Origin of the sequence: Bacillus mobilis (genome assembly GCF_001884045.1) — a bacterium.
Taxonomy (GTDB): domain Bacteria; phylum Bacillota; class Bacilli; order Bacillales; family Bacillaceae_G; genus Bacillus_A; species Bacillus_A mobilis.
In genome coordinates this window covers 1-15,494 of sequence record NZ_MACF01000020.1, presented here as the reverse complement: position 1 = coordinate 15,494, position 15,494 = coordinate 1, and the positions used below count along the sequence as shown (strand labels likewise).

Sequence of the window (15,494 nt, the reverse complement as noted above, 5' to 3'; positions counted from 1 at the left end):
TGACCACTTCCATTATTCCCTTGTGATTCTCTTCCGTTGTTTCCTTGACCATTTCCATTATTCCCTTGCGACCCTCTACCGTTGTTCCCTTGCTGATTTCCATTATTCCCTTGTGATCCTCTTCCATTGTTCTCTTGCTGGTGCCCATTATTTCCTTGCGAGCCTCTTCCGTTATTCTCTTGCTGGTGCCCATTATTTCCTTGTGAGCCTCTTCCGTTATTCTCTTGCTGATTCTCGTTATTTTCTTTTATCTGCTTCGGCTGTTGTTCCTTATATTGCTTTTGTTCTATATACTCTTTCTTCTCGTTGCTTTCTTCTTTTACAGGAGGTGCGTCCAATGATGCATCAGAAGATGACTTTTGTTGTTCTTGATTAGACGGCAGTACAGGTGGAGTAAGCGATTTTTTCTTCTCATTCTCTTGTTTTATATAAACGCCCGTTCCAACTCCTGCTTTCTTGGCATCCTCCCGCATTTGCATCGTACTGCTTTGATATTCAACTGTAATATGTTTTATCTCATACTCTTTCTTTAATTCTTGCAAAGCTTTTTCCAACTGTGGTTCTAGCGATTTGTCCTTTGCAACAGCTGTTAGCATAACTTTCTTATCATTTGTTAAGTACTTATCCTCTTGACTCTGCTTTATAATCGTACGTATTACATCTTGCAGATGCTCATTTTCCCATCCTTTCATTTCTTTTAAAATACGCCTTCCGTCATCATTACAAGCCCGTAAATCTATAACACGAAGATCCTCCGTTACGCTCGCCTCTAAACTTGGATTTATATCAACTGAGACATAAGCAAACACTTTTTCTTCTGGTTGATTGTAGAAAAACAGCAATACGCATAGAAAACCAGCAACAATGACTGTTGTAGGCTTTAAGAAAGGTGGTATTGAAAAACGCGGAACTCTTTGTTCTTGTTTGTTAAACGAGATTTCCTCTCCTATCATGTATGGGTGCGCTTTTCTTTTAAAAGTAATAAACTCTCCATTTGGAGTTAAAACAACTACGTTATGTTTTTTTATATCCATTACAATTCCTTTATTCATCATGCTTTTCCCCTCTTATGTAATCAAGAATGTATGTATAGTTGTTTGCAAAGATAATACACATTGCAATAATATATTTTCTATGTCGTTCCAACGTTTTACGACTTACCCTAACACGCGGTTCAATATGTTTAAGTGGTAATTTTTTCTTTCGGAACAGCTCTTCTATCATTTCGTCTTCTTTTATAATAATCTGCACAATCTCTATTAAATGCTCACGCGTATCACGATGCTTAGGAGATTCTTTAGCCAGCTCTGAAAATGTGATTTTAAACTCAGCTAACACACTTTGAAAATGAAGAATTTCCTCCTTACGGTTACTATTGTCCATCTCTTTCATATACTCCGTAAGCGACACTTGCATTTCTAGCATTTCCTCTTGCTCATCTTCTTTTAAAAAGACAAAGTTATGCTTAGACTCCTTGCGTATATAGTCAATTACATCTCTTTTTATAAGAAGATCAGCAAACGCTAAAAAAGATTTCCCTTTTTTATATGAATACTGTTCAATTGCTTCATTAAACGCAAAGAGTCCAATACTATATTCATCATCCTGTTCTGTAATATATCGGCGACAGACAGACGATATTGATTTTCTAATAAACGGCTGATATTGTACGATAAATGCTTCCTTATCTCCTCCGTTGTTTTGTATGTCACATACGATATCTTCTATTTTCGGTTTTCTTAGGATCTTCATTACTAAACTCAACACTAGTAATCTCCCAGCCTCCTTCAAATAGCAAAAAGGCCACTAAACAAGTGACCATTTAACCACACTTTGCTAGTACTTTTCTTTTGGTTTGTCTTCTTGCTGTTACTTATATTTTTCGAGACTAACTTTTTTCACCGTTTTCTTAATGATTTCCCTTTTCTCTCGGCACTAAAGTTCAGTTTGTATGTTAATTTTCTTTCACTTGTTTTTCTTGCTCTTTTTCTATTTTATCTGTAATTCTTGAATAACTCTTCTCTATACCCTTGGTAATTTAATCCTTTTATTTCGGATTCTCCACTTAATCTAGTATTTTTATTACCACTTCAATGTTCTTTCATAACCATTTTTCTTCTATCGATTTTCTTCACTATATATATTCGAAGGAATACATAGTTTTATGGGGGTCAAAGAATATTTTTGATAAAATATATATTTATTTCAAAAATAAAAACCATTGATTTGAAAAAAGGCTAATCAATGGTTTTCTTTTTATATGCCTCTGATACCTTTGTAATTAAATCCAAACATTTTCTACTGTACTTTTCTTCATTAAAAAAACCACAGTTTACACCTAAACTGTAGTTTTTCGACGTACAAGGAATTATATAAATCATTAGTTGGCTGTCTAATGATTTATCAGTATCTGTTTCTAGTTTTTTAACTCTATAATAGATGCAAGACTAATTTCTTACAGAATGAAACCAAGGCAATTGTTTAACACATGTATCGCCATAACATATGCAAGGGATCTTTTAGAAAGCAGATAAGCAATAGTAAGTATCACCGCGCCTGGTAAATAAATAGCATAATCCGAAAGCTGGTTCGTATGAAGGAATGTAAAGATTAGAATCGAAATGATAGATGCAATAGCAGTACCAATATAATGTGAAAAGCGATTTATTAAAATATGACGAAACACAATTTCTTCAAGTATTGGACCCAGAATACCAAATACAAGCAATGTAAATATAAGAGGTACCTCCGCACCTGCTTCAAGGAGTTGTTCTTGGTTCTCTGGCTGACCAGTTGCTAGAAAATGCATAATAGAATTCTCAATAATTATCATAAGTAAAACCACCATAGGAATACTTACTATTTTCAAAATTGTTTTCTCTTTAAAATATGCAAAACTCTCAATAATTTCGTTCTTAAATAAAATTATTCCAACAATAGCAGGTACAGTAAAACCGATGGCACCAAGAACAAATTCTGATTCAACTAAATTGTTGTTAGTTAAAAGTGATATGCCAAATAATATGAACAAACCCATTTGAAATGGTAAGAACAGTGTTAAAATTACTAGCATAATAAGTTCTTTTTTATTCATTTTTATAAAGTTCATTTTATTATCCTCCTAATTAAATTACCTACAATCTTTGATTTTTCTTTCTGCATAAAGTTCTCCTTCCAAATATATTCATATAATTCACCGAACCGGACCGTTCGGTTCGGTTTCAGTGTTCAATAATACTATATGTTTCTAGTTTTTTAAACCCTTTTTACAAAGTATTAACAAAAAATATGTTAAAAACCAAATATATTTATTTCTCAGTTGCTTATTTACAATCAAATTCCAGTAATTATTAATGATTAATCGTTTATAGAATGGAGTGAAAGTGGGAGTAGCCCGCCCCCTTTAGCTTTAGTTTTAGCTAATCCTATTAATAAAAATTAGATATAATAGTCATATGTTTATACATTAAAATTAACGATATTTTTACTTCTTCTATGATTTTAGGTAAAATTAGTTGTATAATATGACTGAATTAACCAATTGGTCATATTATAATTAACAGAAAATTCATTCAAATAATATAGATAATATAATTTAATTAACCTCAAACTGTATTGTTTTAAGTTCCCATAAGATAGGGATTGATAAAATATTTTTACTTTAAACTTATTTTTACTTACAATAAAAATTCAAGAAAAATCATAGTAAAAATCACCTTAAATATTAAGTTCGTTTTATTAGGAGGGCCACAAAGCATGAATAAAGTTGATAAGGTAAAAGAAAAGATTATTGAAACATCTTTATATTTATTTAATACTAATGGGATAACTTACACATCCATCCAGGATATAATGACAGCTACTGAACTATCTAAAGGAGCTATTTATCGTAGATTCAAAAATAAAGAAGAAATTGTCCTTGCTGCCTACGACAAAAGTGGTGAGATTATGTGGGGGCATTTTCATAAAGCAATGGAAAATAAAAAGACAGCAATCGATAAAATTCTTGCAATTTTCCTTGTATATCAAGATGCAGCTAATAATCCTCCTATTGCTGGAGGCTGTCCATTGCTTAATAGCGCAATTGAAAGTACTGGAGTATTTCCAGAATTACAAACAGCAGCAGCAAAAGGTTATGATGATACAGTAATGTTAATGGCTTCTCTCATAAAAGAAGGAATAGAGAAACATGAACTTAAAGAAGATATAGACATTAGATCGCTCGCTTCTTTTCTTGCATCTTCAATGGAGGGCGCTATTATGGCAAGTCGAGTATCGAACGATAATATACACCATCAGTATTTTATTGAACAAATAAAACATCATCTTCTCACTTATTCTAGATAAGTGAGAACTTGCATTGCTTTTATTCCATTTTTAATAGCCTTAAATTGAATAAACCCCTCTCATAAAAAGTATTTTCTGTTTATGAGAGGGGTTTATTCATATATTTATATAAAAACTGACTTATCGCTAGTAAGTAGGAATTTCATTTATCATTGTATATTCTTCGCATACCTCTCCTTTTTATCCTACCCTTAAAATAAAAAATGACATTCCTGCCGTAACATTAAAATAGACCTTCAAATTTTTAGATAATCCTACTGTCGGCGTTCAAAAGCAAGACGTACAGCAAGACCCGTTAATACACTTGCCATAAGCCAACGCTGCACTCGTAGCCACGTTGGGCGTGTACCAAACCATGTAGCAATTTTACTTGCTGTAAACACAATTAGAAGGTTGACTATAAAACTAACAGTGATTTGCGTAAGGCCTAAAACTGCACCTTGTATAAGCAACGATCCCTTCTCAGGATCTTCAAACTGAGGTAACAGTGACACATACAAAATAGCAATCTTCGGATTTAGAAGGTTAGTCATAAGACCCATCAGAAATAATTTCCGTGGTGGCTCATTAGAAATAGTACGAGGTTCTATAATAGAAGTAGCACCCGGTTTTATCGAATTCCAGGCGAGCCAAAGCAAGTAAGCAGCACCTGCCCATTTGACTGCTTCGTAGACAGCGGGTACTGCAAGAAATAGAACTGTAAGTCCAAACATTGTTGCGATTATATAAATTACAAATCCGAGCATAATGCCTAAGAGAGAAATAAATCCTGCCATACGTCCTTGTGTAATGGAACGAGAGATAAGATAAATCATATTAGGCCCAGGTGAACAAACCATGCTAAGTGAAACAATCGCAAAAGCTAACAAAGTACTAAAGCTGACCATATACCTTCCCCCTTTATGTTACATAAAATTTCCTATTGTACATTTTATCATGATTAAGGAGAGAAAAGATTAATATAAGCCGATGCAGCTAAGTAATATGATCGGATCGAATGTATGGTAATCATATACTTCTCCTTCTCTTAAAGAGGGATTTAAAAATAACCTATCCATAGTGATACTGCAGCAACTACTAACAAAGCAAAACAAATTATGATATTTCGAACCCACTTCTGAATATCATCAAAATACCGTTCTATAAATATAGCGTTGATATAAACGATAAGAAATAGAACAATGAAAGTAAAAGACCCCAATTTATCGTTGAATTTTTCATTGGTATATGTGCTTACATGAAGGAATAGAAAAACAAACACTACTATGAATAGCTCAAATATCCGTCTTTTATTCAATCTGCCATCACCTTACATTAATTCCCTTTTATTCCATTTTATCAGAACATAATGTGTAGCAGTATATGAATATTATATTCATGTCAAAAAGGCTAACAATTCAAGATTGTTAGCCACTACTTTCCATATTCGTACCTTTTATCACTTTACTTCCTAACAACCGGAATCCACATTTCACCAAATACTAAGCCGTCTCTTTGCCCCATCTCAACTGTTGTATTTGGCCCACCAACATAAGCAAAATCTGTTGCTTCTCGTAAAGCTTGACCGAAGGCGATGCCAGTCAGCTTATTACTTAGCTCTTCAGCCGTTTTATCTTCCCCTTTCACTACTAAGTATTCTCCCTTCGGAAACTGGATCACTCTAGATTCTTCTTCTATTTGTGCTTCTGTCATGACACCAGCATAATACATCATCTTGTTATTCACTGCTTCGCTCACAGAAAAAATGTATTCGTTTGTAGCTAGAGATTTTAAAGTGTCCAACCTTCCATCTTCTTTAACAGCTGACCAAAAGTCTTCCTTTTCTTTATTGATTCCAGCAAAGTCTGTATAGTCACTCTTAATTTCAGTTCCAATACCTAACACAATAAAGCTATCTTTTTCTTCTATCGTATAATTTTTCATATTTAATACCTTCCTTTTTTTTTAATGAATCAAACGATTTATCTTTTCATCTGATGAGTTTATAATAACTTTAAATCATGTCAAAAAATGATACTGTTTAGGAGACTCCAATGAAAAAAGTTGAACGGATTAATACAATTATGCGGTATATCAACAATCGCTCTCACTTTACAATTACTGAAATCATCCGAGAATTTAACATATCACGGTCGACAGCTATTCGAGACATTAGAGAAATTGAAGCTATGGGCATGCCACTTGTCGCTGAAGTTGGGAGAACTGGTGGATATTTTGTCATGCATAATTCTATCCTGCCCGTTGTTCGTTTTACTGATAACGAAGTCAAAGCTCTTTTTATTGCCTTTATGGCTACAAGAAACCAACAACTTCCCTATCTAAAAAGTCGTCAATCTTTAGCCGAAAAACTATTAGGACTCATCTCAGAAACCCAACAAGATGACCTTGTTCTTTTAAATCAACTTTTTCTTTTTGAAGGGACTAACCCTCATAATCCCGATCTACTGGAGCTTTCTGACCTCCCCCACCCTATGTTAGAAAAACTCATCCAAATCCTTCTTTCCGATAGACATTTATTGATTACCGTCAAAGAAGAAGAAATCAAGTCTTATCCAATTTATCTATTACACCTTTATCAAGAAAAAAGCCATTGGATCATTGAAGGATTTGACTTAAAAGAAGAAAAGAAGCTGATTTTCCCTGTCGATGACCTCGTCAATATTGAACCGTACACGACGAAAAAAAGGTTAAGCAAGAAAAAGATTTTAGAAAAACTCAGTAAAAAGGACGAAATAATCAATCTCGTACTTGAATTAGGACCGAAGGCGATTGCACAGTTCAAAAAATACCATCCTTTTAAAGTTTCAATATCTTACACAAATCCTTACCAATCTACAGCCATTTTAAAAACATTTATCGATGTTAATAATTCCGATGAACTGACAGAGTTAGCAAATTGGCTCCTTTTCCTAGGGAAGGATATTACAATCAGGGAAATGCCTGAAGAAGTATTAAACGATTTACAAGAGCGGTTATGTTTATATTCTCCATGAGCAGTGATCCCTTAAACCCAAAAATATTGAGTTTAATTCGTTACCAGCTGCACATATTTTTTACCATGAGAGTACAATACATAATAAAAGCACGGAAAACCTCCCGTGCTTTTTCAAATATATATAATTTCGAGTGACTTAATTCACTTATCCTAACTGACGTTTAAATGCTTTACTAGCGAAAAAATAAGAGATGATCATGATGCCTACGCACCAAGCGAGTGCAATCCAAATATCATTACCAACAGTACCGTTATATAAAAGGGCACGAATCGCATTCACGATTGAAGTTACAGGCTGATTCTCAGCAAACGCACGAACAATTTTAGGCATCGTTTCAGTAGGTACGAAGGCTGAACTAATAAATGGAAGAAAAATTAGCGGGTACGAGTAAGCTGTCGCCCCTTCCATAGACTTCGCTGTCAGCCCTGGAATGATAGCTAGCCATGTGAGTGCTAACGTAAACATCCCCAGTATTCCAGCTACTGCAAGCCAATCTAGCATATTAGCACTTGAACGGAAACCCATTAAGAGTGCAACAAGAATAACCACCACAATAGTAAGCACATTAGCAACAAGAGAAGTTAAAACGTGAGCCCACAATATCGATGAGCGCTTAATAGGCATCGTAATGAAACGCGCCATCAGCCCACTCTTTATATCTGTAAATAATCGTACAGAAGTGTAAGCCACACCGGATGCGATGGCCATTAGCAAAATTCCCGGCAATAAATAATTGACGTAGTTATCCGTTCCTGTCTTTATAGCCCCACCAAATACGTAAACAAACAATAGCATCATCATAATCGGTGTAATCGCTACAGTAATAATTGTATCTGGACTACGCATAATATTACGCATTAAGCGCCCTAGTAATACCCCTGTTTTGCTTTTCATTTACATCTCCCCCTTTTTACCGATAATCGCAAGGAAAATTTCTTCCAATGTCGGCTGCTTCTCGATATACTCTACTTTAGCTGGCGGGAACATCTCTTTCAGTTCAGTAAGGGTACCTGTCGTAATAATTTTTCCGTTATGCAAAATTGCGATACGATCAGCTAGCTGTTCTGCTTCTTCCAAGTACTGAGTCGTGAGCAAAATCGTTGTGCCGCTGCCGGCAAGTTCCTTGACTGTATCCCACACTTCGATCCGTGCTTCCGGATCAAGTCCAGTCGTTGGTTCGTCAAGAAAAATAACTGCTGGTGCCCCGATCAAACTCATCGCGATATCAAGGCGGCGCTTCATCCCGCCTGAATACTGATCTGCCCTCTGGTTGGCTGCATCTGTCAGACTAAATCTTGCAAGTAAATTGTCAGCAACTTGGGCGGGACTGGAAATACCACGTAACTTGGCAATCATTATCAAGTTTTCCCTCCCAGTAAGCATACCGTCTAAAGCTGCGAACTGCCCTGTCAAACTGATGCTTTGACGAACATGATCTGATTGACGCTGGACGTCAAAACCGCAAATACTTACTTCACCATCATCTTGTTTCATTAACGTCGAAAGGATATTGACCGTTGTCGTCTTTCCCGCTCCGTTTGAACCTAGCAGCGCGAAAATTTCTCCACGCTGCACATCAAAATCCACGCCCTTTAAGACTTCTTTATCTTTAAAAGATTTTTTTAATCCTTTTACAGAAATCGCTGCATTGCTCATACTTTTTCCCCCTTATTAAAATAGGTTACCTACACCCTCTATTTAGTATCACTGATAATCCGTATTACTTAGTAGTGGTTTAAAAATATAACTGAATAGCGATGGCGGCATTTCACATTGGTAACCAGCTAATCAGTCGGTATGACTTATTCCACTTATTTTTTTCTCAATTTCTTCATAATGCTTTCATTCAAATCTTCACGATACTTGGAGACGTACGTTTTCGCATTTGCCACAAGTTCATCAGCAAAAGATGCTACGTCCTCCCCAGTAATGTCAAGCACTTGTCTGCCTTCCGCTGCACCAGCTTCAAACAAATCGATTAATTCATACTGTATGTGTAGCATATCCATTCCATTACCCGCTGAGAAATTCCACATGTAGTTTTGAATTTTCTTAAACACAAACTGATAGTCCTCTGGCAGTGCTCCAACACGTGCCATCATCATTTTGTACTCTTTTTTATCACCGATTAATTTTTTAAACATTTCCAACATCTTATTTTCCTCCTTTTTTATAAAGCAGAACAAGAAACTCTCCAAATATGAGCCGGAACATTTTATATTATGAGGCTAGTTTGACTTCAAGACGTTAATTTTTGAAGATACAAAATCCCATTTTTTCCAAAACAATTCAAGCTCCTGACGACCATCCTCATTTAATGAATAAAACTTACGAGGCGGCCCCATATCTGATGGCTTCTTTTCAATATTCACAAGCTTTTTCTTTTCTAATCGCACGAGGATAGTATAAACCGTCCCTTCTACAACTTCGGTAAACCCAAGATCATTCAGGTGGCGGGTAATCTCATAGCCGTATGTTTCACGGCGACTAATGATTTCCAGCACACACCCTTCCAGTGAACCTTTTAGCATTTCAGTTAAATTTTCCATATCCTGATCCTCCTTTACCCCCTATTCTGTCTGACTTATATTCAGTATCACAGAGTATTAAGGCGAATTTTTACTGAATAGCTTTTGAGTAAAACCACACTATTCAGTATTACTTATTACAACTACATTGTATGACTGAGTAGTGATGAATGTCAACTGATTTTCAAAATTTTTCTAAAATCCGCTATTACCTATCGTTTACTGAAAACATTTTGAGAAACAACACTACTCGGTATCACCTATTACTTCTACATTGTATGACTGAGTAGTTATAAATGTCAACTCGATTTTTATATTTTTCTAAAATCAACTATTACCTATCCCGCCAAGAAAAGAAAATACCCCAAAACAAAAATGTAAAATTTTTGTTTTGGGGTGCTATAGGTTAGCTCTTCTTAATAAGACAGATTATCCTTTTGTTACGATAACATCATATCCATATCTTCTGCTGCAGTTGTAATTAGTTTCAAACCGAATGTTTCTTGTAATACATCAAGCACGCCAGGTGAAATAAATTCAGGCGCCTTTGGACCGATGCGAATATCTTGAATACCAAGACTAAATAGTCCAAGTAAAATGGCAACCGCTTTTTGTTCAAACCATGATAGGACAATACTTACTGGCAATTCGTTCACTTCGCATTGAAAAGCATCTGCTAAAGCGGCCGCTATTTTCACTGTAGAAATTGAATTATTGCATTGCCCTAAATCAATGTAACGCGGAATTTCTGTACCAGGTACAACACCGTAATCCACATCATTAAAGCGAAATTTCCCGCAAGAAGTCGTTAAAATAACTGTTTCTGGCGGAAGCGACGTTGCTAATTCACGATAATATTCTCCGCCTTTTCCTGGAGCATCACAACCTGCGATGACAAAGAATCGCTTAATCTTTCCTTCTTTTACGGCCTCAATAATTTCTGGAGCTAATGATAATACTGTATTATGATGGAATCCTGTTACTAACTGCTCATCCGACTCCATATGTACTTCTGGAAGTTCTAGCGCTTTTTCAATCAACGGCGTGAAATCATCATTTTCAATTTTTAGTACACCTTCTAAACCTGCAATATCATATGAAAAGAATCGGTCAGAATATGATCCTTTAATTGGCATCACACAGTTCGTTGTCGCTAATATGGCCCCTGTAAATTTTTCAAAAAGACGTCGTTGATCATACCATGCCTTACCGATGTTTCCTTTTAAATGCTTATATTTTTTCAGCTGCGGATACCCGTGTGCTGGTAACATTTCAGAATGCGTATAAATATTAATTTCTTTTCCTTCTGTTTGCTTTAATAATTCTTCTAACGCAAATAAATTATGACCAGTAACTACAATTGCTTTACCTTCCACATGGTTTTGTGTAATTTGAACAGGCTCTGGAACACCAAAGTGATTCGTATGCGCCTCATCTAACAACTCCATTACTCTTAAGGCTGATTGCCCTACTTTCATAGCCATATCAATATGTTCTTGTTCATTAAAGTTAGAATTGGTTAATGTCATATACAATGCTTCTTGCGTCGTAGCATCTACAAAAGCATCCGTATACCCTAGCTGAGCAGCATGCGTACGATAAGCAGCAATTCCTTTTAATCCAAACACGATCGTATCTTGTAAACTTGCAATTGTTTCATTTTTACCGCAAACACCTATTACTTTACATCCGCCTGTTGGCGTTTGTTCACATTGATAACAAAACATGATCATCCCACCCTCTCCCAATCATTCCTTACAAATCAAGCATAATACCCATTAGAAAAAAAGGATGTGATATCAATCACAATAATATGTATAAATTTGTGACAGTTCACATTGTTGACATAATATTTTTACTGTATCCTGATATTCATACTTGCACATGATTTATTCGCATCATATATCGGCACACTTTTGAAAATTTTTCCTTACTGATGGTACAATTAAAGTTATGGAGGGAGAATATGATATATATGATGTTTTATTACGGAATACTGTTTCTTATACTCGGTATTGCAGTATTTCTGTTTATTATGGCTGGATCACGAAAAATTAGGAATAAAAATCTTTCATTCGTATTGATCGGTTTAGGGATAAATATACTTGCAAGTCCAGTGGCACTTTTTATAGGGGTGATGGCAACAGATTCACCGTATAGTACGAGACTAGATTTTTGGAAAGGTTTTTTCTTTATTCAAGGAATACCTCTTTGCTTACTACTAATAGCTTTCATTTGGTGGCTTATTCGCCCGCCAAAAGTAACGGTTCAAACGAGTATTGAAAAAGAACTTGAACAAAATAGTAAAAGCACTAAGAAAAAAGCGACACGGAGACGTCACATTACTACCTTACGTATCGTAATTCCAATTATTTTAGTAGTAGGCTGTTTGTCTTACATTTTGTATTTACAGGACATTACACTTAAAAAAAGTCATTCTCCAAATAATAAAAATACGATTAAAGTAGTGAAACTAGATTCAGACTCTTCTCTTGGTCCCACTCCCGTCAGAATTAAATACGGCTTATGGGAACATTTTGACACAAGTATTGCAAATGACGGGGAACGTCTCGACTCCTCAGATGTTTCCATAGATTGGAAAAATGATTATGAGGCAACGATAACGCTACGAGAAAAAGAATCCGTACCTGAAGTTGTGGAATTTAACATATCAAATAAATCCAATGGTCCTGTTTTTAAGAAGGTACAAAAAGTGGTCAGTTCCTTTACCTTTCAAAAAAGTGAATCTCCAAATCTCATAAATATTATCGAGCTTAGAGAAACAATAAAATCAAAAGGACCAAGTCCCAGCTCAACTGTAAGAATCTATTATGGGAAAAGAGGTAGCATTTTAGAAAAATATAAAGAGGTCACTCTTAAGGAAATGTATACGACAGACAACTTCAATATCAATTGGAGAAACGATGAACAAGTACAGGTAGAAGTAATAGAGGAAAATGTAGTAACAACTAGCATCGTGATTGATGTGTCAAAGTAAGTTTTTTCACATGTTATAACTGTTTTCTACCTGGCACTTGAGAGATACATAGTATTTACAAACAAAAAGATTTATAAACATGATGAGCCCCCTCTTTCTTTACAATACATTTACACTATCTTTACAATGTTTACATTATTTATATGATATATTTATATAGAATCTACTTAAGAAATTTCATGCACATTGTAATCTCTTATCTAATTAACAAGAGATTATGTTTATATTTTTATACCAGGGGTGAATGAGGATGACTGAAACTTTAAAAACACTTATAATGCTTGATGCTACTTACGTTGTTATAGCAATTATGACGGTACTGGTATTTGTATACTTGGAATTAAAATCTCAATAACGTATGCAGGCTTCGCATTTAAATATAGTTAGAAGAAAACGAGGAGAAATTTGTTTCTCCTCGTTTTTTTATTTCAACAAATCCAATGTATGTAAAAGTAATCCTTTGTCCCCTACTTCCCCATGACCAGGCACTACTGCATTTATAGTTCCATATCGTTTCAGCACATTCTCAATCGATGTAGACCATTCATTTACATAGGCATCAGCAACGTTTCCTAAATCTTTCGCGGACGCAGATTTTACTAAACAGCCTCCAGCTAAAATGTTGTATTGCGGTAGCCATACGACGATATTATCTTCTGTATGTCCTTTCCCTGGATAGAACGTTTCTACTTTCATATTTCCAAACTTCAAATTTGTAATGGTTTGTAAATCTCCAAGCGGTTCTTCATATCCATTTTTCTTTGCTAGTTCTGCAGTCAATGTCGTACTATGCGCTTTAATGCCTCTTTCTTTCAACGTTTTTATTCCGCCAATTCGATCAGCGTGCGCATGTGTAATAATGACATCCGTTACACGCTTCTTAAATTTCTTTTCTACCATCTCTATTAATTCCTTCGTTAACTTATCATCCCAAGAAGAATCGACTAGTACTAACCCTTTAGAAGTAGTAAGAACTAGCCCGTTCGAAGGAACTGCTTCTCCGTTAAAATAACCTAACTCCGTATGAACCCATACATGCTTGTTTAACTGAGAAATTGAAATGGTTCCTGACTCATTTTTCACTACTTTTTGCTCTAGATTTTGTTCCGCTTGTACAGAAGAAATTGTACTACCAAATTGAGTTAATCCTAATAAACTTACACATACCCCTACTTTTAATAACGTACTCTTTTTCATTCTCTCCACCCTTTCTTTCAAACGAAATAGTTATTACCTATATTAGACAATTCATCTCAAATGTTTGTTCCATCTTTTCTTACATATTTTTCATAACATTATTAAAAAGCGCACAAATTTTGTACGCTTTAAAACTTAATCTTTTATTCCATAATTCTCAAACTCTTCCTCGTTCCCATAAAATACATTTAAATCAATATACTTCTCTTTCCCATTATAACCATTTAAGCTCCCACGGTTCGTGTATTGCCAAAACGTCCATTGTCTCTCATCAGATAAACTCGGTTTTGTAAAAACACTACGAATCCATATATCACATTGGGGATACGCATTCTTTATATACAAATCATATGCCTCTTGAGTTGCATACAATATTACTTTCTTACCGTAATGTTTTTCTAGCATTTCAATCATGACCGACAACTCTTTCACAACATCTTCACGCTTAGGTGGATTATCTTTTTTGTTAGCATAAAACTCAACATCAATTACGGGTGGCAATGCTTGTTTATATTTTGGAACAGTTCGTATATATTGCTCTGCTTGTGTTTCACCCTTACTATCAAAACTAAAAAAATGATACGCTCCGACGCGCATACCTGTCTTATTCGCATTCGTCCAATTTTTCGAAAAGTACTTATCCACAAACGCGCTTCCTTCAGTAGCCTTTATAAACGCAAACCTCATATTTTGCTTTTCCAACTCCCTCCAATCTATATCACCTTGATACGATGCGACATCTATACCTTTTATTTCATACTTATCCGCACTTATTTGATTCGGAATAAATATGCCTTGAAAAACTAAGTAAGCGAAAATGCTCATTACACTAATTAAGGTAAAGACTCCTCCTATAATAAACTTCTTTTTCATTCATATCACCCATCTTTACAAATTAAAATCCTACCTACCATTCACGCTTTTTATTTATCATCATTTTTTCTTCGAATGCCTTCTCTAAATCAATTTCTAACTTATTTGCTAAATCACATACATTCCAAATGACATCAAACATTTCTAAACCAATCTCTCTTTTCGAATCTTGTATTTTATCACGCTTTAATATCACTTCCGCTAATTCACCCAATTCCGCCATCGTATACATCGTACGCTCTTCAATGGTTGTATCTTGAAATCCTTTTTCTTTACTGAAATTTGATACATATCTCTGGAATTCCACAATATTCATACTTAATCTCCCTTCATGATAAATACTCCATTTTTCTATTACACTTAAAATCTATTTTGTTAAATTATAACATTCATACTATAATTTATTTATAGCCCTTTCATGGAGGTGTTTTCAATGACTCTCTTCGCTTCCCCATCATTATTCATACTAGCAATCATTTCATTTGCACTAGCCTATTTCATCGGAGTAAAACAATACACTTGGCTCTTATCAGGATTCAACGAACGCCTTGTGTC

At 35.0% G+C, this 15,494-nt stretch carries 17 protein-coding genes; 3 read left to right on the top strand and 14 right to left on the bottom strand.

The window, feature by feature from the left end:
• The 3 genes from BAQ44_RS01375 to BAQ44_RS01365 form a co-directional block, all read right to left on the bottom strand.
• Positions 1-1,052, bottom strand: a 1,052-nt coding sequence (locus BAQ44_RS01375; protein ID WP_071720426.1) for an anti-sigma factor domain-containing protein, incomplete at its 3' end; no start/stop codon positions are given.
• Entirely contained in the window at positions 1,045-1,767 is a 723-nt protein-coding gene (gene sigI / locus BAQ44_RS01370; RefSeq protein ID WP_071720424.1) for an RNA polymerase sigma factor SigI, read from the bottom strand. The genes sigI and BAQ44_RS01375, both read right to left, overlap by 8 nt.
• 688 nt (positions 1,768-2,455) lie before the next feature.
• Positions 2,456-3,109 carry a CPBP family intramembrane glutamic endopeptidase gene (locus tag BAQ44_RS01365; protein ID WP_071720422.1) on the bottom strand — a complete coding sequence of 218 codons (654 nt, stop codon included), beginning with the start codon at positions 3,107-3,109 and terminating at the stop codon, positions 2,456-2,458.
• 647 nt (positions 3,110-3,756) lie between these two features.
• On the opposite strand from BAQ44_RS01365, the gene BAQ44_RS01360 reads away from it, so the two are divergent.
• Positions 3,757-4,347, top strand: a complete 591-nt coding sequence (locus tag BAQ44_RS01360; RefSeq protein ID WP_071720419.1) for a TetR/AcrR family transcriptional regulator — start codon at positions 3,757-3,759, stop codon at positions 4,345-4,347.
• 254 nt (positions 4,348-4,601) lie between these two features.
• Here BAQ44_RS01360 and BAQ44_RS01355 read toward each other — a convergent pair whose 3' ends face one another.
• From BAQ44_RS01355 to BAQ44_RS01345, 3 genes are all read right to left on the bottom strand, one after another.
• A complete protein-coding gene (locus BAQ44_RS01355; RefSeq protein ID WP_071720416.1) occupies positions 4,602-5,234 on the bottom strand; it encodes a LysE family translocator in 633 nt (210 codons plus the stop codon).
• 152 nt (positions 5,235-5,386) lie between these two features.
• Positions 5,387-5,644 carry a DUF3963 domain-containing protein gene (locus tag BAQ44_RS01350; protein ID WP_071720414.1) on the bottom strand — a complete coding sequence of 86 codons (258 nt, stop codon included), beginning with the start codon at positions 5,642-5,644 and terminating at the stop codon, positions 5,387-5,389.
• A gap of 146 nt (positions 5,645-5,790) precedes the next feature.
• Complete coding sequence (locus tag BAQ44_RS01345; RefSeq protein WP_071720412.1) at positions 5,791-6,270, bottom strand: GyrI-like domain-containing protein; 480 nt, start codon at positions 6,268-6,270, stop codon at positions 5,791-5,793.
• 110 nt (positions 6,271-6,380) lie between these two features.
• Between BAQ44_RS01345 and BAQ44_RS01340 the strand changes: the two genes are divergently transcribed.
• Positions 6,381-7,340, top strand: coding sequence for a helix-turn-helix transcriptional regulator (locus tag BAQ44_RS01340; RefSeq protein WP_071720410.1), 960 nt, complete (start codon positions 6,381-6,383; stop codon positions 7,338-7,340).
• A 147-nt stretch (positions 7,341-7,487) separates the two neighbouring features.
• Here the strand turns inward: BAQ44_RS01340 and BAQ44_RS01335 are convergent, their stop codons facing one another.
• From BAQ44_RS01335 to hcp, 5 genes are all read right to left on the bottom strand, one after another.
• Positions 7,488-8,237, bottom strand: a complete 750-nt coding sequence (locus tag BAQ44_RS01335) for an ABC transporter permease (RefSeq protein ID WP_071720408.1) — start codon at positions 8,235-8,237, stop codon at positions 7,488-7,490.
• On the bottom strand, positions 8,238-8,999 hold the full coding sequence (locus BAQ44_RS01330) for an ABC transporter ATP-binding protein (protein ID WP_071720405.1): 762 nt from the start codon (positions 8,997-8,999) through the stop codon (positions 8,238-8,240).
• A 155-nt stretch (positions 9,000-9,154) separates the two neighbouring features.
• Positions 9,155-9,496, bottom strand: a complete 342-nt coding sequence (locus BAQ44_RS01325) for a DUF1048 domain-containing protein (protein WP_000891990.1) — start codon at positions 9,494-9,496, stop codon at positions 9,155-9,157.
• A gap of 75 nt (positions 9,497-9,571) precedes the next feature.
• The gene (locus BAQ44_RS01320) at positions 9,572-9,892 is read right to left on the bottom strand and encodes a PadR family transcriptional regulator (RefSeq protein ID WP_000429486.1); all 321 of its coding nucleotides are present in this window, start codon (positions 9,890-9,892) and stop codon (positions 9,572-9,574) included.
• 419 nt (positions 9,893-10,311) lie between these two features.
• Positions 10,312-11,598, bottom strand: a complete 1,287-nt coding sequence (hcp, locus tag BAQ44_RS01315; protein WP_071720403.1) for a hydroxylamine reductase — start codon at positions 11,596-11,598, stop codon at positions 10,312-10,314.
• Positions 11,599-11,837: 239 nt separating this feature from the next.
• Between hcp and BAQ44_RS01310 the strand changes: the two genes are divergently transcribed.
• Entirely contained in the window at positions 11,838-12,869 is a 1,032-nt protein-coding gene (locus BAQ44_RS01310) for an MFS transporter (RefSeq protein ID WP_071720400.1), read from the top strand.
• A gap of 423 nt (positions 12,870-13,292) precedes the next feature.
• Here the strand turns inward: BAQ44_RS01310 and bla2 are convergent, their stop codons facing one another.
• The 3 genes from bla2 to BAQ44_RS01295 form a co-directional block, all read right to left on the bottom strand.
• Positions 13,293-14,066: a BcII family subclass B1 metallo-beta-lactamase gene (gene bla2, locus BAQ44_RS01305; protein WP_071720397.1), complete on the bottom strand. Its 774-nt coding sequence runs from the start codon at positions 14,064-14,066 to the stop codon at positions 13,293-13,295.
• Between the two features lie 135 nt (positions 14,067-14,201).
• Positions 14,202-14,939, bottom strand: a complete 738-nt coding sequence (locus tag BAQ44_RS01300) for a glycoside hydrolase family 25 protein (RefSeq protein ID WP_071720395.1) — start codon at positions 14,937-14,939, stop codon at positions 14,202-14,204.
• Positions 14,940-14,973: 34 nt separating this feature from the next.
• Positions 14,974-15,255 (bottom strand): MazG nucleotide pyrophosphohydrolase domain-containing protein, encoded by a 282-nt coding sequence (locus BAQ44_RS01295; RefSeq protein WP_071720393.1) that lies wholly within the window; start codon positions 15,253-15,255, stop codon positions 14,974-14,976.
• Between the last annotated feature and the right edge of the window lie 239 nt (positions 15,256-15,494).